The 22,943-nt window shown below is 67.4% G+C and carries 20 protein-coding genes; 4 read left to right on the top strand and 16 right to left on the bottom strand.

Features of this window, described 5'->3' with window-relative positions:
* Window positions 1-65: 65 nt before the first annotated feature.
* The 3 genes from rpsG to AC5Y30_RS11240 all read right to left on the bottom strand — a co-directional run bounded on the left by rpsG (window position 66) and on the right by AC5Y30_RS11240 (window position 1,836).
* Window positions 66-536 (bottom strand): 30S ribosomal protein S7, encoded by a 471-nt coding sequence (gene rpsG / locus AC5Y30_RS11250; RefSeq protein WP_007767793.1) that lies wholly within the window; start codon window positions 534-536, stop codon window positions 66-68.
* Window positions 536-910 carry a 30S ribosomal protein S12 gene (gene rpsL / locus AC5Y30_RS11245; protein ID WP_007767794.1) on the bottom strand — a complete coding sequence of 125 codons (375 nt, stop codon included), beginning with the start codon at window positions 908-910 and terminating at the stop codon, window positions 536-538. Before rpsL ends, rpsG begins: the two co-directional genes overlap by 1 nt.
* A gap of 281 nt (window positions 911-1,191) precedes the next feature.
* Window positions 1,192-1,836, bottom strand: a complete 645-nt coding sequence (locus AC5Y30_RS11240; RefSeq protein ID WP_499918196.1) for a TetR/AcrR family transcriptional regulator — start codon at window positions 1,834-1,836, stop codon at window positions 1,192-1,194.
* Window positions 1,837-2,028: 192 nt separating this feature from the next.
* Between AC5Y30_RS11240 and AC5Y30_RS11235 the strand changes: the two genes are divergently transcribed.
* The 3 genes from AC5Y30_RS11235 to AC5Y30_RS11225 all read left to right on the top strand — a co-directional run bounded on the left by AC5Y30_RS11235 (window position 2,029) and on the right by AC5Y30_RS11225 (window position 3,823).
* On the top strand, window positions 2,029-2,406 hold the full coding sequence (locus AC5Y30_RS11235) for a DUF3060 domain-containing protein (RefSeq protein ID WP_499918195.1): 378 nt from the start codon (window positions 2,029-2,031) through the stop codon (window positions 2,404-2,406).
* A 36-nt stretch (window positions 2,407-2,442) separates the two neighbouring features.
* Complete coding sequence (locus tag AC5Y30_RS11230) at window positions 2,443-2,931, top strand: DUF3060 domain-containing protein (protein ID WP_499918194.1); 489 nt, start codon at window positions 2,443-2,445, stop codon at window positions 2,929-2,931.
* Window positions 2,932-3,106: 175 nt separating this feature from the next.
* On the top strand, window positions 3,107-3,823 hold the full coding sequence (locus AC5Y30_RS11225; RefSeq protein WP_499918192.1) for a DUF732 domain-containing protein: 717 nt from the start codon (window positions 3,107-3,109) through the stop codon (window positions 3,821-3,823).
* Window positions 3,824-3,840: 17 nt separating this feature from the next.
* On the opposite strand, the gene AC5Y30_RS11220 is transcribed toward AC5Y30_RS11225, so the two are convergent.
* From AC5Y30_RS11220 to AC5Y30_RS11180, 9 genes are all read right to left on the bottom strand, one after another.
* On the bottom strand, window positions 3,841-4,608 hold the full coding sequence (locus AC5Y30_RS11220; protein ID WP_499918191.1) for a crotonase/enoyl-CoA hydratase family protein: 768 nt from the start codon (window positions 4,606-4,608) through the stop codon (window positions 3,841-3,843).
* Window positions 4,605-5,324 (bottom strand): PaaX family transcriptional regulator C-terminal domain-containing protein, encoded by a 720-nt coding sequence (locus AC5Y30_RS11215; RefSeq protein ID WP_499918189.1) that lies wholly within the window; start codon window positions 5,322-5,324, stop codon window positions 4,605-4,607. Before AC5Y30_RS11215 ends, AC5Y30_RS11220 begins: the two co-directional genes overlap by 4 nt.
* A gap of 2 nt (window positions 5,325-5,326) precedes the next feature.
* Complete coding sequence (locus AC5Y30_RS11210; protein ID WP_499918188.1) at window positions 5,327-6,265, bottom strand: crotonase/enoyl-CoA hydratase family protein; 939 nt, start codon at window positions 6,263-6,265, stop codon at window positions 5,327-5,329.
* A gap of 8 nt (window positions 6,266-6,273) precedes the next feature.
* Complete coding sequence (locus AC5Y30_RS11205) at window positions 6,274-7,911, bottom strand: acyl-CoA dehydrogenase family protein (RefSeq protein WP_499918187.1); 1,638 nt, start codon at window positions 7,909-7,911, stop codon at window positions 6,274-6,276.
* Between the two features lie 56 nt (window positions 7,912-7,967).
* The gene (locus AC5Y30_RS11200) at window positions 7,968-8,723 is read right to left on the bottom strand and encodes a deoxyribonuclease IV (RefSeq protein WP_499918186.1); all 756 of its coding nucleotides are present in this window, start codon (window positions 8,721-8,723) and stop codon (window positions 7,968-7,970) included.
* A gap of 125 nt (window positions 8,724-8,848) precedes the next feature.
* Window positions 8,849-12,799, bottom strand: a complete 3,951-nt coding sequence (locus AC5Y30_RS11195; RefSeq protein WP_499918185.1) for a DNA-directed RNA polymerase subunit beta' — start codon at window positions 12,797-12,799, stop codon at window positions 8,849-8,851.
* Between the two features lie 44 nt (window positions 12,800-12,843).
* A complete protein-coding gene (gene rpoB, locus AC5Y30_RS11190; protein ID WP_499918184.1) occupies window positions 12,844-16,365 on the bottom strand; it encodes a DNA-directed RNA polymerase subunit beta in 3,522 nt (1,173 codons plus the stop codon).
* A gap of 392 nt (window positions 16,366-16,757) precedes the next feature.
* Window positions 16,758-17,768 carry an ABC transporter ATP-binding protein gene (locus AC5Y30_RS11185; protein WP_065121948.1) on the bottom strand — a complete coding sequence of 337 codons (1,011 nt, stop codon included), beginning with the start codon at window positions 17,766-17,768 and terminating at the stop codon, window positions 16,758-16,760.
* A 170-nt stretch (window positions 17,769-17,938) separates the two neighbouring features.
* Window positions 17,939-19,456 (bottom strand): carotenoid oxygenase family protein, encoded by a 1,518-nt coding sequence (locus tag AC5Y30_RS11180; RefSeq protein WP_499918183.1) that lies wholly within the window; start codon window positions 19,454-19,456, stop codon window positions 17,939-17,941.
* A gap of 70 nt (window positions 19,457-19,526) precedes the next feature.
* Here AC5Y30_RS11180 and AC5Y30_RS11175 point away from each other — a divergent pair, with 70 nt between their 5' ends.
* The gene (locus tag AC5Y30_RS11175) at window positions 19,527-20,198 is read left to right on the top strand and encodes a TetR/AcrR family transcriptional regulator (protein ID WP_499918182.1); all 672 of its coding nucleotides are present in this window, start codon (window positions 19,527-19,529) and stop codon (window positions 20,196-20,198) included.
* Window positions 20,199-20,248: 50 nt separating this feature from the next.
* On the opposite strand, the gene rplL is transcribed toward AC5Y30_RS11175, so the two are convergent.
* The 4 genes from rplL to AC5Y30_RS11155 all read right to left on the bottom strand — a co-directional run bounded on the left by rplL (window position 20,249) and on the right by AC5Y30_RS11155 (window position 22,943).
* The gene (gene rplL, locus AC5Y30_RS11170) at window positions 20,249-20,644 is read right to left on the bottom strand and encodes a 50S ribosomal protein L7/L12 (RefSeq protein ID WP_007767831.1); all 396 of its coding nucleotides are present in this window, start codon (window positions 20,642-20,644) and stop codon (window positions 20,249-20,251) included.
* 44 nt (window positions 20,645-20,688) lie between these two features.
* A complete protein-coding gene (gene rplJ / locus AC5Y30_RS11165) occupies window positions 20,689-21,312 on the bottom strand; it encodes a 50S ribosomal protein L10 (RefSeq protein WP_499918181.1) in 624 nt (207 codons plus the stop codon).
* A gap of 243 nt (window positions 21,313-21,555) precedes the next feature.
* Window positions 21,556-21,996: an anthrone oxygenase family protein gene (locus tag AC5Y30_RS11160; protein ID WP_499918180.1), complete on the bottom strand. Its 441-nt coding sequence runs from the start codon at window positions 21,994-21,996 to the stop codon at window positions 21,556-21,558.
* A 32-nt stretch (window positions 21,997-22,028) separates the two neighbouring features.
* Window positions 22,029-22,943 (bottom strand): ROK family protein, encoded by a 915-nt coding sequence (locus tag AC5Y30_RS11155; protein WP_499918179.1) that lies wholly within the window; start codon window positions 22,941-22,943, stop codon window positions 22,029-22,031.

The following is a 22,943-nucleotide window of genomic DNA, read 5'->3' as shown; positions in this document are numbered from 1 at the left end:
CGATTGCTTGGTTAGTTCGCTGTCGGTTGGCGCCCGGCGACACTGCCTTGGGCGTCGTTGAGCCCCTACCAGCGATAGTGCGCGAAGGCGCGGTTGGCCTCGGCCATCTTGTGGGTGTCCTCGCGCCGCTTGACGGCGGCCCCGAGGCCATTGCTGGCATCTAGGATCTCGTTGGCCAGCCGCTCGACCATGGTCTTCTCACGGCGTTGCTTGGAGAAGCTGACCAACCAGCGCAGAGCCAGCGTCACGGAGCGATCCGGACGCACCTCGACCGGGACCTGGTACGTGGCGCCACCGACGCGGCGGCTGCGCACCTCGAGGGAGGGCTTGACGTTGTCCATCGCGCGCTTGAGCGTGATCACCGGGTCGGTACCCGTCTTTTCCCGGGCGTTCTCGAGCGCTCCATAAACAATGCGTTCGGCCAGCGATTTCTTCCCGTCCAGCAGAACTTTGTTCACCAGCTGCGTCACCAGCTGCGACCCGTAAACCGGGTCATTGACCAGCGGACGCTTCGGCGCGGGCCCCTTGCGCGGCATCAGCTCTTCTCCTTCTTGGCGCCATAACGGCTGCGCGCCTGCTTGCGGTTCTTGACGCCCTGGGTGTCGAGCGAACCGCGGATGATCTTGTACCGGACGCCGGGGAGGTCCTTCACACGGCCACCGCGGACCAGCACCATCGAGTGCTCCTGCAGGTTGTGGCCTTCGCCGGGAATGTAGGCGGTGACCTCAACCTGGCTCGTCAGCTTCACGCGGGCGACCTTCCGAAGCGCCGAGTTCGGCTTCTTCGGGGTGGTGGTGTACACGCGGGTGCATACGCCACGGCGCTGCGGGCTGCCCTTCAGGGCCGCGGTCTTGACCTTGGCGACCTTGTCGCGGCGACCCTTGCGGACCAGCTGCTGAATGGTTGGCATCTAGGAGGCTTTCTGTGTTCGTGTTCGGCATACTTCGAGCGTTCTCAAGTCTGTGTACTGCAGTTATGTCCGGCCGCATCACCCCGCGTCCGGGTGTGTCGCATGCGCTGCGCACCGGGCTTGGCCCGATGCTTCGTGGACACGCGAATTCGCCCGGCATCCACTCCCTTACGGTTAGGCGCCGTAAGCCGCCAGGCACGAGGGACCACAATACCCGCCGCCGGTCTCGCAGGTCAAAGCGACGGCGGCGCTCGTGCCGATCGCCGGAAAACGCGCTCCGGCTAGTGCAGGGCACCGTCGGCGGCGGTGCGCCTTTCCAGGCCCGCCGCCAGCCGAAGCACCATGTCGGAGAACAACGCGTCGGTGTCGATCTCGTCCATCACACCGGTCATCTCCAGCAGCACGAAGCCGTGCATCGCGGACCAGAACTCGATAGCCGCGTGAAAGGCCGCCTCGCCGTCCAGGCCGTAGGAGGACAGCACGGCGATCACCGGTGCGGCCGCGCCGCGTGTCGCGGAGGTGTATTCGGGATCATCGCCGCCCAGCGGCATCCGCGTGAAGGCGGAGTAGCGGCCGGGGTGGTGGTGGGCGTAGCTGCGGTAGGCGCCGGCCATCACGAGCACCGCGTCATCGCGGGCACGGCCCTCGCCGACCCGGTTGAGCATCGTGATGATGTCGTCGATGACGCGAATCCGCACCGCGCGCCGCAGGTCTTCCAGGCTGTCGACGTGGTTGTACAGCGACGGCCCCTTGGTGCCGAGCTGCATCGCCAGCGCGTTGATGGTCAGCGCGTCCCAGCCCTCGCGATCCAGAAACGTCAGGGCGCCGTCGATGATCCCGTCCCGGCTCAGCTTGGCGGGACGGGAGGCGGGCCGTCCCGCGCGCTGGCGCCCGGCCGCCGACGGCGGATCCGGTGGAGCTGCCATGGCGTGCCCTTCGATCGCGTGAACGGGTTGCGGTTAACTAATGACTCTAGTTGACGACCGTTCAGACATTGATCTCATGGGGATATGAGCGCCGGGCAAAGGAATTCAAAGTCTGCCACCGGGCAGGCGAATGCACGTAATGTCATGCTTGCCTCGTTTCGAGTAGCCGACCCGTCTAAAAGGGGGCCCGCAGTGAAGTGGACGACTGTCGCCGGGTCACTGGCCGCCTGCGTCCTCGCCGTCGTTGCCACCTCCGTCGCCGCGCCGCACGTCGCGCAGGCCAAGAACGGTGACACTCACGTCATCGGGGAGGGCATCGAGCAGACGGTCGACTGCAACGACGCCACCCTGATGGTCAACGGCACCCGCAACAACGTCACCGCGCTGGGCAACTGTTACGCCGTCACGGTGATGGGCTCGTCGAACACCGTCATCGCCGACTCGGTGTCGCACGACATCACCGTGTACGGCTACGACCAAACGGTGTTCTACAAGGGCGGTCAGCCCGCCCTGTGGGACCGCGGCCGCGAACTGGGCATGACCAACCGGCTCCAGCAGGTGCCGGGCTGAACCACGGCACCACAACCGATCAAGAATCGAGGAACCATGCCCGCCTACCTCCGTGACCGTTCGCTGCGGCTGGCCGTGTTCGCCATGACGCCGGCCGCCGCAGCGCTGGTGCTGGCCGGTTGCAGCTCGACGGCCGGGCCGCCGTCGGGTTCGTCGACGACCACCACGAAGAGCAGCAGCGCGACGACGAGTGCCGGCGCCGCCCCGACGACGGGATCGAGCGGGGCGAGCACGACCGCGTCCCTCGAGATCGGCAACACGATGAACTACGGATCGATGGGCACCACCACCACCCTGGACTGCGCCGGCGGCAAGTCGCTGAACGTCGGCGGCTCGGACAACACCTTGACCATCACGGGCACCTGCGAGACCGTCACCGTCACCGGCGCCAACAACAAGATCACCTTCGACAAGGTCAACACCCGAATCACCGTGCTGGGCATGGACAACACCATCACCTACAAGGACGGCGCGCCCAAGGTCGACGAGATCGGTTCGGGTAACACGATCAACAAAGCGGGCTGACCGGTAGTCGTTCGCCGGCAACGGTTTTCACGCGTGCCGCGGTGATTCCAGCCGCGGAGCGGTCAAGATGTGCCGGTGCGGCGTGCGCGGTCGCACACAGCCAATTCCCCTGCCGCTCGAAATGCCGCGCGCCCTGCCGCGGCATATGATCGTGCCGGCAGAACGGAATCCAGTCATGTTCAGCACCAACCACGCCGGCACCCTGGTTACGGCCCTCTTGGTGCTGACCGGCGTCGTCATGCTGCCCAACGACACGGCGGCGGCCGACCCCAACCCCGACGACCAGTTCGTGGCGCTGCTCGACCAAAAGCAGATCCCGGCCCTCGAGAATGTGCCGAGCCTCATCGCCGCCGCCCACCGGATTTGTCGCCAACTCGACGGCGGAATGCCGGTCGACGGCGTGGTCGACGACATGAAGCAACGGGCGTTCAATGCGAATTCGGGCGGCGGCCCATACCCTGCCGACCGAGTCATGCGCACGGTTGCCCGATTCATCTCCGCCGCGGTCGAGGCCTACTGTCCGAACAATCAAGCCAAGATCGCTTCCATCTCGTCGATGGCGAATCCCGTGCCCGGATCGCAGGACCCGGCGCAGCACCGCGCCGCGGACACGCGCTACGCAGCCCTGGCATGGCAGTTTCCTTCGGGGGAGACGGGCCAGCCGGACCCACCGCAACTTCCGCCGGATCCACCGCCGACCGTCCAAATCGTGACACCGCCACAGCCGGTCGTGAAACCGCCGCCACCCAAACAGCCGCCGCTTCCGCAGCAGGAGCCCGGACCGCAACAGGAGCCGCCCGCCGCTCCCGCGCCGGCGAGCCCACCCAGCGGTGGCGGGGGTGGTCCGGACTCGCCGCCCACACAGCCCGGCCGGGTGCGGCTGGCACCGTAAGGCAGGAGCCCCGTCGGTTACCCGGCCGGCGCCCCGTGCCGCCCGGCGCCCGCCGCGAAACGCCCGGCACCTTCGTTCGCCTCGGCGGCCACCCGGGAGATGCTGGCGAATTCGAAGTCGATCGCGTCGGATTCGGTTGCGCCCCATTGGTTCAACGCCGACAGCCGGTCCGAGCGCAGGCACTGCTGCGGCAGCGCCGCCAGCTGCGCCGCCAACTCCTCGGCGGCTTGACGCGACTGCCCTTTGGGCACAACCCGATTCGCCAACCCGATGGCAAGGGCCTCGTCAGCGGCCACCGCGCGGCCGGTGAGGATCATGTCCATCGCCCGGCTGTGTCCGATCAGCCGGGGCAGCCGCACGGTGCCGCCGTCGATCAGGGGCACGCCCCAGCGCCGGCAGAACACGCCGAACACGGCGTCCTCCTCGGCGACTCGCAGGTCACACCAGATGGCCAATTCCAGGCCGCCTGCGACGGCGTAACCGCTGACCGCGGCGATGACGGGCTTGGACAGCACCATCCGCGTCGGACCCATCGGACCCGGGCCCCTGCGATGCACGGCGTTGGCGTCGGGCGTCCCGAATGCCTTCAAATCCGCTCCGGCACAGAATGTTCCATTATCGCCGCACAGCACCGCCACCGACGCGGTGTCATCGCGGTCGAATTCCTCGAACGCGTCGTAGAGCGCGGCGGCCGTCGGGCCGTTGACCGCGTTGCGGGCCGCCGGCCGGTTGATGACCACCGTGGTCACCGGGCCGTTGCGCTCGATACGCACCGGGTCAGTCATGTCGCCTCCGCAAATAGTGGTTCGCGCTGCCGCATCAGCTCAGCGGCAAAGTCGTGGTATGCGGCCCGCAACCGGGCGCCGGGCCAGTCGGGTGGCAGCAGCTCGTCGGGCAACACCGGGTCGGTGAGCAGGTGTCGCACCGTCGCCGCGGCCACCAGAAAACGGCCGGGAATGTCTGGCGCCGCGGACATCTCGTCGAGCAGCCGATGGCCGGTTTGAGCCCAGGCGGGCAGATCCCACAGCTGCGCGGCCAGTTCGGCGGGGTCGTCGTCGCGGGCCCGCAGCACCCTCGCCTGGGCGGTCACCTCGGGACCGGGGTCTGCGTCGATATTGTCGGGGCGCATCCACACACCTTCACGGAGTTCACCGAAGCGCCTGTCGTGCAACGCGGTTCGCAGTGCCGCGCGGGTGCGAGCGTCCTTCCCCACACTGGTCACGATGAGCGTGACCCAGTCCCCGCTCCACGGCTGCACCCGCGGGTCGATGGCGTCGTCCTGGCGTCGCTGACGAGCCAGCAGGCGATCCGAGAGCCGGTAGCCGTCCGCGGAGCGGATCAGGTCGCCGGCACCGACCATGCGGGTCAGCGCCACGCGAAGCGTCGACTCTTTGATGCCGAAATCAGAAGTGAGCCCGACCAATTCGCTGGCCCGGGCGTGCGCGGGGTGAGCGCCCAGCAGCACGCTGAGCACCACCGACCGTGCCGTCATGTCCGCCATGGCTACACTCCGGACGCGCGGCGGCCGTGGTCGCCGAACGGTTCGTCGCGATGCCGCACCGCCTCGCGGAATCCGTGCTCGACCGCATCGGCCACGAAAGCGTGGCCCTCGGGCGTGTGGCGGGCCACGCCGTCGAACACGGTGCTGACCATCCTGCTGGTCGCCACGCCCTGTTGCAGCAGAGCGGAATTCAGCGCGAGTTTGACCATGATCAGCTGGTTGACCGGCACCGCCGCGATCCGCTCCACGAGCCGCTCGGTGCGCTCGTCGAGGTCTTTGGCGTCCGGCGCCTCCACCGCCAGACCCCACTCGGCGGCCTGCGCGCCGGTGAGGCAATCACCGGTTAGCAGAAGGCGTTTGGCACGTTGGTCGCCGAGCCGATGGGCCCACAGCCCCGCCGCCGGGACGCCCCACACCCGGGTCGGCGGGTAACCGATCTTGGCGTCGGCGGCGGCGATCACCTGATCGGCGTGCAGCGCGATGTCGGTGCCGCCGGCCACGCAGTAGCCGTGAATCTTGACCACCGTCGGCTTGTCGGCGTGCATGAGGCTGGAGAAGCCCCGCACGAAGCGGCTCATCATCTGGTAGTCGATCATCGGGTCCCACGGCTGGTCCGCCAGATGGTTGACCGCCTGAGTCTTTCCGTCCAGCACGGTGCCCTGATATGCGCCGGTGCCGCCGGCCGACCCGGTGCGGTCGGCGTAGGCGCTCAGGTCGAAGCCCGCGCAGAAGCCCTCGCCGCGGCCGGACACCAGGATGACATGAACATTCGGGTCGAGATCCGCGCGCTCCACCAGTGCCGACAGTTCCAGTGGGGTGTCGGCGACGATCGCGTTGCCCTTGTCCGGTCGGTTGAACGTGATGCGCGCAACCCGGTCGGTGACCTCGTAGGTCATCGTTTTGAGGTTGTCGAAGTCGACCGGCCTGATCGCGTGAGTCATGTTGCGGCTCAGCCCTTGACCAGCGCCCGCTCCAGGATGGGTGCGAGGTCGAGCCCGTCCGGCATGGTGCCGAACGCACCGCCCCATCGCCGGTCGAGCCGGGTGGTCAGGAACGCCTCGGCCACGGCGGGGTGGCCGTGGCGGACCAGCAACGAGCCCTGCAGCGCCAGGCAGATGTCCTCTGCCACCTTGCGGCCGCGGTAGGCGATGGTCTCCAGGTCGCCCAGCTGTTCGCGCAGCCGCGCGACGTGGCCGGCCAGGCGTGGATCCTGGCCCGCGCCGTCGGCGAGCTCGTCGAACAGCACCTCGATGCATTCGGGGCGAGTTGCCATGGCGCGCAACGTGTCCAGTGCACTGACGTTGCCCGAGCCCTCCCAGATGCCCATCAGCGGCGCCTCGCGGTACAGCCGCGGCATGCCGGAGTCCTCGACATAGCCGTTGCCGCCCAGGCATTCCAGCGCCTCGGCGGCGTGCGGTGTGGCGCGCTTGCACACCCAGTACTTGCTTGCCGCCAGGCCGATGCGGCGCAGCAGCGCCTCGCGCTGGTCGCCGCGCACGGCCTTGTCGGTGGCGCCGGCCATCCGCATCGCGACGATGGTGGCCGCCTCCGCCTCGACGGCCAGGTCGGCCAGCACGTTACGCATCAGCGGTTGGTCGATCAGGTAGGCGCCGAAGGCCTTTCGGTGCTGGGCGTGGTAGATCGCGCGGGTCAGGCCGGTGCGCATGCTTGTCGCGCTGCCCAGCGTGCAGTCCAGCCGGGTGAGGTTGACCATCTCGATGATGGTGGGCACCCCGCGCCCTTCCTCCCCCACCAGCCACGCGATGGCGCCGTCGTATTCCACCTCGCTGGACGCGTTAGCGTGGTTGCCCAACTTGTCCTTGAGCCGCTGCAGGAACATCCGGTTGCGGCTGCCGTCGGGCAGGACCCGCGGCAGCAGGAAGCACGACAGCCCGCCCGGCGCCTGCGCCAGCACCAGGAAGATGTCGCACATCGGCGCCGAGGTGAACCATTTGTGACCGGTCAGGCTGTAGGTGCCGGAGGCGTTGGGGCCAATGGGGATGGCCTGGGTGGTGCCGGCGCGCACGTCGGAGCCGCCCTGTTTCTCGGTCATCGACATGCCCGCGGTGATGCCCGGCTTGGTGGTGGCCAGCCGGAGCTCGGGGTCGTATTCGCGGCTGGTCAACAGCGGCTCGTATACCTTGGCCAGCTCGGCATTGCAGCGCAGCGCGGGAACGACGGCGTATGTCATCGAGATCGGGCACATGTGGCCCGGTTCCGCCGTCCACACCGAGGTCTTGGCGGCGCGCACGACGTGTGCGCCCGGGCGCTCGTCGGCCCAGGGCGCGGCGTGCAGGCCGTGGGCGACCGCGGCGCGCATCAGCTCGTGGTAGGCCGGGTCGTATTCGACCTCGTCGACGCGGTGACCGTTGCGGTCGTGGGTGTGCAGGACGGGCCGGTTGCGATCGGCGAGCTCGCCCCACCGCTGCGTCTGGTGGCTGCCCGAGAGCGCACCCACCTCGTTCACCTCGTCCAGGCCCCACTGCCCGCCCTCGCGGATCAGGGCCTCGATCAGCACCGGGAAGCTGGCGGGATTGTGGTTCTCCAGGGGCGGGACCTGGTTGGTGACGACGTGGGTATCCGGCATGCCACCAATGTTACATTTTCCCGACAGTTGCACAAGAGGTGTAACAGGCGGACGGGTCAGTCCTTGACGTTCTCCCGCAGGAAGGCGATGTCGTCCTTGCGGCCCTCGTCCGCGGTCTCGCAGATCACCGGCGCGCCGGCGGCCTCGACCACGGCGACGAGCAGCGCCGGGTCGATCTGGCCGGTGCCGAAGTTGGCGTGCCGGTCGGCGCCGGAACCCGCCGCGTCCCTCGAGTCGTTGCAGTGCACCAGATCGATGCGTCCGGTCAGGGCCTTGATCCTGTCGACCGCATCGATCAGTGCCTCGCCGGCGGCCCAGGCGTGACACGTATCCAGGCAGAAGCCAATTCCCTTGTCGCCGATGTGATCCCACAGCTTGCCGATGGTGTCGAAATAGCGGGCCATTGCGTGGTCGCCGCCGGCGGTGTTCTCCAGATACACCTGCACGTCTGTTTCCAGATAGTCCAGCGCTTTGACCCAGCGCTCGAAGCCGGCTTCCATGTCGTCGTCGTCGGCGTGGCCGCCGTGCACGATCACCGCCGTCGCGTCGATGGCCGCGGCCGCGTCGCAGGTGTCCTGCAAGATCTTGCGCGATGGGATGCGGATGCGGTTGTTGGCCGAGGCCACGTTGATCAGGTACGGCGCATGGACGTACAGCGGAATGGCCGACGCCTTCAGCGCCTCGGCGTCGTCGCGCGGCTTGGGTTTCTTCCAGCTCTGCGGGTTGCCGAGGAAGAACTGCACGACGTCGGCGCCGTCGGTTTGCGCGGCGGCCAACGGGTCGTCATTGCGGACGTGTGAACCGATGAGCACGTCGGCCAGTGTAGTGAGGGGCTGTGACGTACCTAGCTCGACCGCGAATGTGAACTTAGTTGCACGTTCGGCGAGAGAACACAACGAAAAAGCCCCGGGCGAACCCGGGGCTTTTTCGTTGTCGACTAGCGGTAGTCGCTGTAGCCGTAGTCGTCCAGCGGCACCGCGGCGCCGGTGGCCTGGCCGAAGTCCGGGCTGTAGTACTGATCCTCGTAGGACGGGATCGTGTACGCGGCGGCCCGGGCCTCCTCGGTCGGCTGCACCTGGATGTTGCGGTACCGGTTGATGCCGGTACCGGCCGGGATCAGCTTTCCGATGATCACGTTCTCCTTCAGACCGTTGAGCTTGTCGCTGCGGCAGTTGATCGCCGCATCGGTCAGCACTCGCGTGGTCTCCTGGAACGACGCCGCACTCAGCCACGAGTCGGTGGCCAGCGACGCCTTCGTGATACCCATCAGGACCGGACGTCCGGCGGCGGGCTCGCCGCCCTCGGCCACCACCCGGCGGTTCTCCGCCTCGAACTCGGCACGGTCGATCAGCGAACCGGGCAGGAACTCCGTCGAGCCCGAGTCGATGATGGTGACGCGGCGCAGCATCTGGCGAACGATCACCTCGATGTGCTTGTCGTGGATCGACACACCCTGAGCGCGGTAGACCTCCTGGACCTCGCGGACCAGGTGGATCTGCACCTCGCGGGGGCCCTGCACGCGCAACACCTCGTGCGGGTCGGCCGAACCCTCCATCAGCTGCTGGCCCACCTCGACGTGGTCGCCGTCGGACAGCACCCGCTCGGACCCGTCTTCGTGCTTGAACACACGCAGCCGCTGCCGCTTGGAGAGCTTGTCGTACACGACCTCTTCGCTGCCGTCGTCGGGAACGATGGTGATCTTGTAGAACCGCTCACCGTCCTCGAGACGCACCCGACCGGTGACGTCGGCGATCGGCGCCTTGCCGCGCGGGATGCGGGCCTCGAACAGCTCCTGCACCCGGGGCAGACCGCCGGTGATGTCCTCACCGACACCACCCTGGTGGAAGGTACGCATGGTCAGCTGGGTACCGGGCTCACCGATGGACTGCGCCGCGACGATACCGACGGCCTCGCCGATGTCGACCAGCTTCCCGGTGGCCATGGACCGCCCGTAACAGGTCGCGCACACGCCGGTGCCGGTGGTGCAGGTCAGCACCGAGCGCACCTTGATCTGCGTGATGCCCGCGGCCAGCAGGGCCTCGATCGACGGGTCGCCGAGGTCCTCGCCACGCGCGACGACGACATTGCCGGCCTCGTCGACCGCGTCGGCGCCCAAAGTCCGTGCGTACGCCGAGGTTTCGATGTACGGGTCGCGGATCAGGGTGCCGTCCGGCTGACGCTCGGCCAGCTCGACGATGATGCCCCGCTCGGTCTCGCAGTCGTGCTCGCGGACGATGACGTCCTGGCTGACGTCCACCAGACGACGGGTCAGGTAACCCGAGTCGGCGGTACGCAACGCGGTGTCCGCCAGGCCCTTTCGGGCGCCGTGCGTGTTGATGAAGTACTCCAGCACGGTCAGGCCCTCACGGAACGACGACTTGACCGGACGCGGAATGAACTCACCCTTCGGGTTGGTCACCAGACCCTTCATGCCGGCCAGCGTTCGCGTCTGGGTGAAGTTACCCGTGGCACCCGAGTCCACGATCGTGATGATCGGGTTGTCGGCCGGGTAGTGCTCACGCAGCGCCTGACCGACCTCGTCGGTGGCTTCCTTCCAGATCTCCACCAGCGCTTCGTTGCGCTCGTCGTGGTTCAAAGCGCCACGCTGGAACTGCTTTTCGACCTTCTCGGCCCGGTCCTCGTACTGGTCGAGGATCTCTTTCTTGCGCGGCGGGACGAGCACGTCGGCCATCGAGACCGTGACACCACTGCGGGTCGCCCAGTAGAAACCGGCGTCCTTGAGCTTGTCCACGGTCTGCGCGACGACGATCATCGGGTAGCGCTCGGCCAGATCGTTGATGATCGACGCCTGCACCTTCTTGTGCATCTGCTTGTTCACGAACGGGTAGCCGACCGGCAGCAGCTCGTTGAAAAGCACACGGCCCAAAGTGGTCTCGGCCATCCAGGCGTCGCCCGGCTGCCAGCCGTTGGCGCCGAACAGCTCGGCCTCGATCTCCGCGGGCGGACGCAACTGGGTCAGCCGCACCTTGATCTTGGCCCGCACCGACAGCACGCCACGGTCGGACGCCATGATCGCCTCGGCCGGCGAGGAGTACACCCCGACCTCGGGCTCGTCCTTGGCGGCGGCCTTGAATTCGCCCTTGTCGCCCTCGACCTCGGTGGTCAGGAAGTACAGACCGGTCACCATGTCGAGACGCGGCATGGCCAGCGGACGGCCCGATGCGGGCGACAGGATGTTGTTGGAAGACAGCATCAGGATGCGGGCCTCGGCCTGCGCCTCGGCGGACAGCGGCAGGTGCACCGCCATCTGGTCACCGTCGAAGTCGGCGTTGAACGCCTCACACACCAGTGGGTGCAGCTGGATTGCCTTGCCCTCCACCAGCATCGGCTCGAAGGCCTGGATACCCAGCCGGTGCAGAGTAGGTGCGCGGTTCAGCAGCACCGGGTGCTCGGCGATGACCTCTTCGAGGACATCCCACACCTGGGGACGCTGACGCTCCACCATGCGCTTGGCGCTCTTGATGTTCTGCGCGTGGTTGAGGTCGACCAGCCGCTTCATCACGAACGGCTTGAACAGCTCCAGCGCCATCAGCTTGGGCAGACCGCACTGGTGCAACTTGAGCTGCGGGCCGACCACGATGACCGAACGGCCCGAGTAGTCGACGCGCTTACCGAGCAGGTTCTGGCGGAACCGGCCCTGCTTACCCTTGAGCAGATCCGACAGCGACTTCAGCGGGCGGTTACCCGGCCCGGTGACCGGGCGGCCGCGACGGCCGTTGTCGAACAACGCGTCCACCGACTCCTGCAGCATCCGCTTCTCGTTGTTGACGATGATCTCGGGCGCGCCGAGGTCGATCAGCCTCTTGAGGCGGTTGTTGCGGTTGATCACGCGGCGGTAAAGGTCGTTCAGGTCCGACGTGGCGAACCGGCCACCGTCGAGCTGCACCATCGGGCGCAGCTCCGGCGGGATCACCGGAACCGCGTCGAGCACCATGCCCATCGGGGAGTTGCCCGACTGCTGGAACGCGGCGACGACCTTCAGACGCTTGAGGGCGCGAAGCTTCTTCTGCCCCTTGCCATTCCGGATGACGTCCCGCAGGATCTCGGCCTCGGCGTCGATGTCGAAGTTCTCGATCAGCTTCTGGATCGACTCCGCGCCCATGGCGCCGGTGAAGTACTCACCGAAGCGGTCGATCAGCTCGCGGTAGAGGTTCTCGTCGACGATCAGCTGCTTGGGGGCGAGCTTGGTGAAGGTCGTCCAGATCTCCTCGAGCCGGTCCAGCTCACGCTGGGCCCGGTCGCGCAGCTGACGCATCTCGCGCTCGCCGCCATCGCGGACCTTGCGGCGCGCGTCGGCCTTGGCGCCCTCGGCCTCCAGCTCGGCCAGGTCGGCCTCGAGCTTTTGGGCGCGGGCCTCCAGGTCGGCGTCGCGCTGGTCCTCAATGGCCTTGCGCTCCACCATCATTTCGGCCTCGAGCGTCGAGAGCTCGTTGTGGCGCATCTCGTCGTCGACCGACGTGATGACGTAGGCGGCGAAGTAGATGATCTTCTCGAGATCCTTCGGCGCCAGGTCGAGCAGGTAGCCCAGCCGGCTCGGCACGCCCTTGAAGTACCAGATGTGGGTGACGGGCGCCGCCAGCTCGATGTGGCCCATCCGCTCGCGACGCACCTTGGCACGGGTCACCTCGACGCCGCAGCGCTCACAGATGATGCCCTTGAACCGGACCCGCTTGTACTTGCCGCAGTAGCACTCCCAGTCGCGAGTCGGTCCGAAGATCTTCTCGCAGAACAGGCCGTCCTTCTCCGGCTTCAGCGTGCGGTAGTTGATCGTCTCCGGCTTCTTGACCTCGCCGTAAGACCATTGCCTGATGTCCTCCGCGGTGGCCAGACCGATACGGAGTTCATCGAAGAAGTTGACGTCGAGCACGTAACTCCCTTTCCCCTTGCGGGTTTAGTAACTGAAAAACGTTGTTAGGCGAGATCCTCGACGGACGCGGATTCGTTGCGGGACAAGTTGATTCCCAGGTTCGCCGCCGCCCGCTCCAGGTCCTCGTCCTCGCCTTCGCGCAGCTCGATCGCCGCACCGTCGCTGGAGAGCACCTCGACATTGAGGCACAGCGACTGCAGCTCCTTGAGCAACACCTTGAAGGACTCGGGAATGCCCGGCTCCGGGATGTTCTCGCCCTTGACGATCGCCTCGTAGACCTTGACCCGGCCGACGGTGTCGTCGGACTTGATGGTCAACAGCTCCTGCAGCGTGTACGCCGCGCCGTAGGCCTGCATGGCCCAGCACTCCATCTCACCGAAGCGCTGGCCACCGAACTGCGCCTTACCACCCAGCGGCTGCTGGGTGATCATCGAGTACGGGCCGGTGGAGCGGGCGTGGATCTTGTCGTCCACCAGGTGGTGCAGCTTCATGATGTACATGTAGCCGACGGTCACCGGGTACGGGAACGGCTCACCGCTGCGGCCGTCGAACAGCACCGCCTTGCCGTCACCGTTGACCATGACCTCACCGTCGCGGTTGGGCAGCGTGCAGGACAGCATGCCGGCCAGCTCCTCCTCCTTGGCGCCGTCGAACACCGGCGTCGACACGATCTGGTTCGGCTGCGCGTGCAGCAGCTGCTCGGGCAGGTTGACCGCCCAGTCGGGCGAGCCGTCGATGTTCCAGCCGGACTTGGCCACCCACCCGAGGTGGGTTTCCAGTATCTGGCCGATGTTCATCCGTCGCGGCACACCGTGGGTGTTCAGGATGATGTCCACCGGGGTGCCGTCCGGCAGGAACGGCATGTCCTCCTGCGGCAGGATCTTGCCGATGACGCCCTTGTTGCCGTGGCGTCCGGCGAGCTTGTCGCCGTCGGAGATCTTGCGCTTCTGAGCCACGTAGACGCGCACCAGCTCGTTGACGCCGGCCGGCAACTCGTCGTCGTCCTCGCGGGAGAACACCCGGATGCCGATGACCTTGCCGGACTCGCCGTGCGGCACCTTCAGGGAGGTGTCGCGAACCTCGCGGGCCTTCTCACCGAAGATCGCGCGCAGCAGCCGCTCCTCCGGGGTCAGCTCGGTTTCACCCTTCGGGGTGACCTTGCCGACCAGGATGTCGCCGTCGCGAACCTCGGCACCGATGCGCACGATGCCCCGCTCGTCCAGGTCGGCCAGCACCTCGTCGGAGACGTTCGGGATGTCCCGGGTGATCTCCTCGGCGCCCAGCTTGGTGTCGCGGGCGTCGATCTCGTGCTCCTCGATGTGGATCGAGGTGAGCACGTCCTCCTCAACCAGCCGGTTGGAGAGGATGATCGCGTCCTCGTAGTTGTGGCCCTCCCACGGCATGATCGCCACGAGCAGGTTCTTGCCCAGCGCCATCTCACCGTTCTCAGTGCAAGGACCGTCGGCGATGACCTGGCCGGCCTCGACCCGCTCCCCCGCGTCGACGATCGGCGACTGGTTGGCGCAGGTGCCGTGGTTGGACCGCTCGAACTTGCGCATCCGGTAGGTGTGCCGGGTGCCGTCGTCGGCCATCACGGTGATGTAGTCGGCGGAGACCTCCTCGATGACGCCGGCCTTGTCGGCCACCACCACGTCGCCGGCGTCGATCGCCGCGCGCAGCTCCATGCCGGTACCCACCAGCGGCGCCTCGCTGCGCACCAGCGGAACGGCCTGGCGCTGCATGTTGGCACCCATCAGGGCACGGTTGGCGTCGTCGTGCTCGAGGAACGGGATCATGGCCGTGGCCACCGACACCATCTGGCGCGGCGAGACGTCCATGTAGTCCACCTCGGACGAGGGCACGTACTCGACCTCGCCCGCCTTCCGGCGGACCAGGACGCGTGCCTCTTCGAACCGGCCCTTGGCGTCGATCGGCGAGTTGGCCTGCGCCACCACGTGGCGGTCCTCCTCGTCCGCGGTCAGGTAGTGGATCTCGTCGGAGACCACACCGTCGACCACCTTGCGGTAGGGCGTCTCGATGAACCCGAACGGGTTGACCCGCGCGTACACCGACAGCGAGCCGATCAGGCCGATGTTCGGCCCTTCCGGGGTCTCGATCGGGCACATGCGGCCGTAGTGCGACGGGTGGACGTCACGTACCTCCAGGCCGGCACGCTCACGGGACAGACCACCGGGGCCCAGCGCCGAGAGACGACGCTTGTGGGTCAGCCCGGACAGCGGGTTGTTCTGGTCCATGAACTGCGACAGCTGGCTGGTGCCGAAGAACTCCTTGATCGCGGCGACGACCGGCCGGATGTTGATCAGGGTCTGCGGCGTGATGGCCTCGACGTCCTGCGTGGTCATCCGCTCCCGGACCACGCGCTCCATGCGCGACATGCCGACCCGGATCTGGTTCTGGATCAGCTCACCCACGGTGCGCAGCCGGCGGTTGCCGAAGTGGTCGATGTCGTCGGTCTCCACCGGCACCTCGGTGCCGCCGGGGACAGTCATGACAGCGGGCTGGCCATCCGTACGGGCGTGGTGCAGCCGGACCAGGTATTCGATGGTGGCGACGACGTCTTCCTCGGTGAGCGTCGACGACGTGATCGGCTCGCCCGTGTGCAGGCCGAGCTTCTTGTTGACCTTGTAGCGGCCGACGCGCGCCAGGTCGTAGCGCTTCTCCTTGAAGAACAGATTCTCCAGCAGGGTCTGCGCGGACTCCTTGGTCGGCGGCTCGCCCGGACGCAGCTTGCGGTAGATGTCCAGCAGCGCCTCGTCGGTGCCGGCGGTGTTGTCCTTCTCCAGCGTCGACATCATGATCTCGGAGAAACCGAACCGCTCCGTGATCTGCTCGTTCGTCCAGCCCAGCGCCTTGAGCAAGACGGTGACGGGCTGGCGACGCTTGCGGTCGATGCGGACGCCGACGGTGTCGCGCTTGTCGACGTCGAACTCCAGCCAGGCGCCGCGGCTCGGGATCACCTTGACGCTGTGCAACAGCTTCTCGGTCGACTTGTCGATGGACTCGTCGAAATACACACCGGGCGAGCGGACCAGCTGGCTGACCACCACGCGCTCGGTGCCGTTGATGATGAAGGTGCCCTTCTCGGTCATCATCGGGAAGTCACCCATGAACACCGTCTGGCTCTTGATCTCGCCGGTGTTGTTGTTGATGAACTCGGCCGTGACGAACAGCGGGGCCGCGTACGTCATGTCCTTGTCTTTGCACTCGTCGACCGGCGCCTTGACCTCGTCGAAACGCGGGTCGGAGAACGACAGCGACATCGAGCCGGAGAAGTCCTCGATCGGCGAGAGCTCGTAGAGCACCTCTTCCAGGCCACCCACCGGAGTGACGTCCCCGCGTGCGGCGGCGGCCTCGCGCCACCGCGGCGCGCCGATCAACCACTCGAAGGAGTCGATCTGCACGTCAAGCAGGCCCGGAACCTCGAGCGGTTCACGGAGCTTGGCGAAGGAAACTCGGTTGGGCGCTCCGGGCACGGAGCCGTTTGAGGAACTTCCGTTAGAGGAACTTTGTGGGCGATCCGTCTTGCTCTGGCGGAAATCTGCCAAGATGCATCCTTCCAGCACCTCGTGCGACTCACGAAGACCGGGACCACCGGCCAGCTCGCCGCGAATTGTGTCGGTTCGGCCGGCGGACGATCTGTCCGGATCTCACGCGCAACTAGAACTAAGCCGCTTACGGGGCTCAGGCTTAGACCACGGTGTCAGGTGGCGGGTGAGGTGGGCAGGAGGTAGCCAGCGCAACGTCCAACAATAGCGCAGGACGGCGCATTCCTCAACTGCCCAGCATTAGCAGTCCAGGGACATCGGCGCTGGCTGGCATCTCGACTCTCCACTGGATACATGCTGCCCAACAGACTGGCCCGTTTACGGCCCGTCGTCAAGAGGGCGGGCCGGGAGTGTTACGCGGAGTTATCGCGAAACCCGGTGCCACCCTGGCCCTAGTCGCCGAACTCGTGCGACCGGAACTTGTGGGTCCCTTCGAGGTCGTCGAGGATGGCGGCCTGCGCGTTCTTCGGCAGGGTGTGCAGAATCTCGCGCACCCGGGCCTGGCGGCGGGCGACGGCCTTGCGCTCGGGCATGCCGGGCGTTGCGGTGATCTGCGGGGGCACCCCCTCGATCTCCTCGACACCGCCGGCGTGGTGACCCGCGTCGAGCAGGGCCTGCTCTTCGGCCATGGTCGCCTCGTCCTTCTCCTCGGACATGCCGATCGGGCCGATCCGGCGGCCGTTGAGGAACTGCCGCACGACGGGCTCGTCGCTGGTCAGCAGCACCTCGCGCGGGCCGAACATGACCAGCTTGCGGCGGAACAGCATGCCCATGTTGTCCGGCACCGTGCGGGCGATGTTGATGTTGTGGGTAACGATCAGCACCGTGGCGTCGATCTGGGCGTTGATGTCGAGGATCAGCTGGCTCAGGTAGGCGGTACGGACCGGGTCCAGACCGGAGTCGGGCTCGTCGCACAGGATGATCTGCGGGTCCATCACCAGGGCGCGGGCCAGGCTGGCGCGCTTGCGCATACCGCCGGAGATCTCCCCGGGGAACTTCTTCTCGTCGCCACCGAGACCGACCAGGGTCAGCTTCTCCATGACGATGTCACGGATCTCGCCTTCCTTCTTCTTGGTGTGCTCGCGCAGGGGGAACGCCGCGTTGTCGAACAGGTTCATCGAACCGAACAGCGCGCCGTCCTGGAACATGACGCCGAACAGCGTGCGGATCTCGTAGAGCTCCTTGGCCGAACACTGCAGGATGTCGGTGCCGTCGATGACGACCGAGCCGCGCTCGGGCCGCAACAAACCGATCAGGGACTTCAGGAAAACCGATTTGCCGGTACCCGATGGTCCCAGTAGGACGCTGACCTCCCCGGCGGGGATTTCCAGCGTCACGTCTTCCCAAATCCTCGAGGAGCCGAAGGACTTCGTCAGTCCATTCACCTCGATAGCGACGCCCATGGGGAATCCTTCCGTCGACAGTCGTGCCTGCCACCTGCCCTTTTATGTGGCATGAGTCACTGTAGCGCACGCCTGCCACACGGCATCAGGGATGCGCACGACAGCCGGAAAAATTGGCCGTCCTGAGACCACCCGGAAGCCCGCGCGGCACCGCTTATTTGACGCACGTGTTAGCCAGCGGGCGCCCAGTTGCCGTGAAAGCCCATCGGCACCCGCTGCGGCAGGTGGACGGTGGCCACGTGCTCGAGCGTCTGCGCGTCCAGCAAGACCAGCTGGCCTTCGTCGCGGTCGCGGTGATAGCCGAAGCCCATCAGGATGCCGTCATCCTCGGCGCGGGCCCCGGGGTTGGGCACAAAGGACATCTCGCCGAGTAAAAGGCCGGCATCGAGGGCCGCAACCGCGCTGGATCCCGTGGCGTAGTCGTGTTTGTAGAGCGCGGTGGACATCTCGGATGCCGCGTTCGCCAGGTAGCCGCCGTCGGTGCCGATGGTGTAGCCGAATCGGTGCCGCCCGCCCAGCAGGCCTTCGTTGATGCGCGGGAACTCCTGTGGACGATCGTCGCGACGTTCGCTGCTGACCGCGCCGGTCGCAAGGTTGATCGTCCAGCGGTCCAGCGTCGGCCGGCTGTCGCCGGGGCCGCGCAGGTCGCGGTCGAACATCCGCGAGTAGCGGACCACATCGAGCACCAAAACCTCTGCGCCACCGCGTATCTCGGAGTAGGCGTTGAGTGGGTGATAGACATAACAGGGTTCGATGTCGAACCAGCGGATGGCATCCTTGCCCGCGTTGCTCCCACGGCCCTCGCGCGGCATGACCCCGATGCGCGCCGGGTAGTCAGGATTCCAGCGGTACGGCATCCGACTGATCGGTTCGCGATTGCGGTTGATCATCGTGGTCACCGGACCGGGGACCCGGACGCGTCCGATCAGCGACTGCATCACGAGCCGGGCCGGCAAACTCAACCACCGCGGCACGTTCGCCGGCATCACCTGCACGGGATCGAACGTCACCGGCAGGTCGTAGATCACCACGTATTTGTCGGTCAGCGAGAAGTCGTGCATCATCGGCGACCCTGACACCTCGATGTCGACGGTGCGACGGGCCCGGCCGGCGGTATCGATCACGGAGTACTGCACGGTCCGCCCGCGGGTGAACGCGTAGGACACCGCGTGCAATTCGCCGGTACGGGGGTCGCGGTGCGGATGGGCGGTATAGCCCCCGAACAGGGTGCCGTCGAAATCGCACGCCCCCTCGGTGTCCAGTTCCTCGGTCAGCCGGTAATTCGCCCCGCCGCCCTCGACGAGCGCGAGCGTTTGGCCGGCATGGCTCAGCACGTTGGTGTTCGGGCCCACGGACAGCATCCCGGCGCGCGGGTCCAGCCCCGGGGGTGCCGGCTCGTTCAATGCCGCGCACACGTGCGCGGTGCGCACCCAGCGGTTGCGGTACCAACGGGCCTGCCCGTCGCGCAATCCCACGCCGTGCACCATGCCGTCGCCGCTGAACCAGTGGTAGACGGCCGGGTTCACCTCCGCGACGGGGTTCGGCCCGTTGCGCAGGTAGCGACCGTCGAGGTGTTCGGGGATGCGGCCGGTGACCCGCAGATCGTGCGCGGTGACTTCCGCGCTCACCGGCGCCAGGAAGTCCTCGAGGTACGGGTTGCCGGGCTTGGCGGTCGTCGTGGTCGCCATGCTGAACTCCTATAACATTGTTATTTCGGCGTTATTGGCACGCTACGCCGCCGATGAGAAGATGGCAAGGATGACTTCAGACGTTCAGCGCAGCGTTCGGGCGGAGATGCTGCACGCCGCGGTCGGCCTGCTCGACGAACACGGGCCGGACGCCCTGCAGACGCGCAAGGTCGCCGGCGCCGCGGGCACCTCCACGATGGCGGTGTACACCCACTTCGGCGGCATGCGCGGGCTGATCGCCGAGGTGGCCGAGGAGGGGCTGCGGCAGTTCGACGCGGCGCTGACGGTGCCGCAGACCGCCGACCCGGTTACCGATCTCTTCGTCGTGGGTGCGGCCTACCGCCGCTACGCCATCAGGCGCCCGCACATGTATCGGCTGATGTTCGGCAGCACCAGCGCACACGGCATCAATGCGCCCGCCCACAACGTCCTGACGCTGACGGTCGCCGAGATCGAGCGGCGCTACCCCAGCTTCGCCCACGTGGTGCGCGGGGTGCACCGATGCATGCTGGCCGGGCGGATCACGGTGGGTGCCGCCGACGACGATGCGTCCGTCGTGGCCACCGCGGCCCAGTTCTGGGCGTTGATCCACGGGTTCGTCATGCTGGAGCTGGCCGGCTACTACGGCGACGACGACTCGGCGGTGGTACCGGTGCTTACCGCGATGACTACGAATCTGCTTGCCGCCCTTGGGGATTCACCCGAGCGGGTGGCGCAGTCGCTACAGTCGGCCAGGCGCTGAACGCACGAAACCCCCGGAATGGCGATCCCGGGGGTTTGCGCGCAGTAGACCTACTTGACGGTGACGGTGGCGCCGGCGGCCTCGAGCTTGGTCTTGGCCTCGTCGGCGGCCTCCTTGGCCACCTTCTCCAGCAGCGGCTTGGGCGCGCCGTCGACCAGGTCCTTGGCCTCCTTGAGGCCCAGGCCGGAGACGATCTCGCGGACCACCTTGATGACGCCGATCTTCTTGTCGCCGGCGGCCTCGAGGATCACGTCGAACTCCGACTGCTCCTCGGCGGCCTCGGCGGGCGCGCCACCGGCGGCGCCACCACCGGCGGCGGCAACGGCGACCGGGGCGGCCGCGGTGACCTCGAAGGTCTCCTCGAACTTCTTCACGAAGTCGGAGAGCTCCAGCAGGGTCATTTCCTTGAAAGCGTCGAGCAGGTCGTCGGTAGACATCTTTGCCATGGGTACGGGTCCTTCCTTGTTTTTCCCAGGTTCCGGGGTGGTTGTTATTCGGCTTCGGCCGGGGTTTCCGGCGCCTCGGCGGCTGCGTCCGGTGCGGGTTCCGGGGTGGTGGCCTCCGCGGCGGCCGCGGGCTCCGCGGGAGCTGCCGGCCCCTCTGCGGCCTTCTTCTCTTGCAGGGCGGCCGCAAGGCGGGCGACCTGCGACGCCGGAGCGTTGAACAGCCCGGCCGCCTTGGCCAGGTTGCCCTTCATCGCGCCCGCCAGCTTGGCCAGCAGCACCTCGCGAGACTCGAGGTCGGCGATGCGCTCGACTTCGGCGACCGTGAGAGCCCGGCCGTCCATGTAGCCGCCCTTGATGACCAGCGCCTTGTGCTCCTTGGCGAAGGTCTTGATGGCCTTGGCGGCGTCGACCGGTTCCCCTTTGACGAATGCGATGGCCGTCGGGCCGGCGAAGAGCTCGTCGAGCCCCTCGACCCCGGCCTCCGAGGCAGCACGCTTGACCAGCGTGTTCTTGGCCACCGAGTAGGTGGCCGCCCCGCCCAGTGAGCGCCGCAGCTCGGCCAGGTTGGCGACGGTCAGACCGCGGTACTCCGTGATCAGAGTCGCGGTCGCTTCCTTGAACTGCTCGGCAATGTCTGCAACGGCGGTGGCCTTGTCAGCCCTGGCCATGCCTACCTCCTGAAAGTCAATGCGACGTGTCGTCTCGATTCCCCCGAAGAACGACGAACGCCCCGGCGCAGAAGCGGCCGGGGCGTGGATAGGCGCCGGCGCGAGCCGGCGCTGATGCCTCGTCCTCCTGCGTGGGCCGCCGGGATGCTCCCGGACCTTCAACCGATTGCTCGGTGACCGACGGTCTTCGGTGGATCGGCTAACACAATAGCGTTGCCAGCGCGATCAGCCAAAACGGCGGCCTCAGGTGACGGCGAGGGCCAGCAGGACGAACACGGCCAGCAGCAGGATCACCCGGACGCGGTGCCGCCGATCCCAGCGGGCGGCGAGCTCGCGGGACAACTCGCCGGTGCTCGGCCATTTCGCGATGCGGTTGTTGATCGGCACCAGCATGGTCAGCGTCAGGAGGATCACCGCGGCCATCAGGCCGGCGGCGACGCCGCACAGCCAGTCGCGCTGCTCGCCGCGTTCCTGGATGGCGAGCGAGCCCACCAGCAGCAGGACGATCGCGTACCAGAACGGCATCGTCGTGCCCAGCGCTCGGGCGGCGCCGCCGCGGGCCGCGCGGAAGCCGTCGTCGGGCAACCGGGCGATGAGCGGGTGGAAGAAGACCGCGACGCCCAGCTCCACGCCGACCAAGAGTCCGGTGACCACGACCGCGAGCGCGTCGATGCTGTTGTTCATGGCTACGACCCTGGCACGAAACCCGCGCCGGGTCAGCTGAGTCCCGCGAGCCGGGCCGCGCCGATCAGCCCGGCATCAGCGCCCAGCTCGCCCGGCATCACCCGCAATCCGGACAAAAAGTCCAGGCCGGCGTATTCGTCGAGTTTCGCCCGCAGCGGGTCGAAAAGCAGCGGCCCGGATTTGGCGACCCCTCCCCCGATCACCACGAGATCCAGATCGCACACCGCGCCGACCGAGGCGATCATCGCGGCCAGCGCGTTGGCCCCCCGGTGGAATGCCTGCTGGGCCAACGGATCTCCGGCCGCCGCCGCAACGGCCAGGTCACCGGCGCCGGCGCCGGCCGGCGCGGACCAGCCGTTCTCTCGCGCCCGGCGCACCAGCCACGGCCCGGACGCCACGGTCTCCACGCAACCGTGACCGCCGCAGGTGCAGGGCCGCCCGTCCAGTTCGACCACCACATGCCCGACGTGGCCGGCGTTGCCGGTGCGCCCCGAATAGGGGACACCGTCGAGCACCAGACCGCCGCCCACCCCCGTCGAGACCACCATGCCCAACAGGAATCGGGCGTCCGCGCCTTTCCCCGCTCCAATCCAGTGCTCCGCCAAGGCCATACAGACGCCGTCTCCGGCCAGTACCACCGGCAGTCCGGGCACCGCCGCGGCGACCTTGTCGCGCAACGGGAAACGGTCCCAGCTGTCGATGTTGATCGGGCTGACCGCCCCGCTGCGCACATCGATGGGCCCGGCCGACGCGATCCCGACGGCGCCGACCGGAGTGTCCGCGGCCTGCAGCGCGTCGGTGATCATCGCTTCGACGACGGCCCAGACGTCGCCGGCGGCGGGCGTGATCGGCGTGGGGCGGACGGCGGTGTGCACCAGCTTTCCAGCCGAATCTGCCAGTGCGACAGCGATTTTGGTGCCGCCGATGTCCAGGCAGAGGGTGAGCAT

Source organism: Mycobacterium sp. NGS27 (assembly GCF_059813005.1).
The sequence above is the reverse complement of the archived record's forward strand: the minus strand, read 5'-3'. Positions and strand labels throughout refer to the sequence as shown.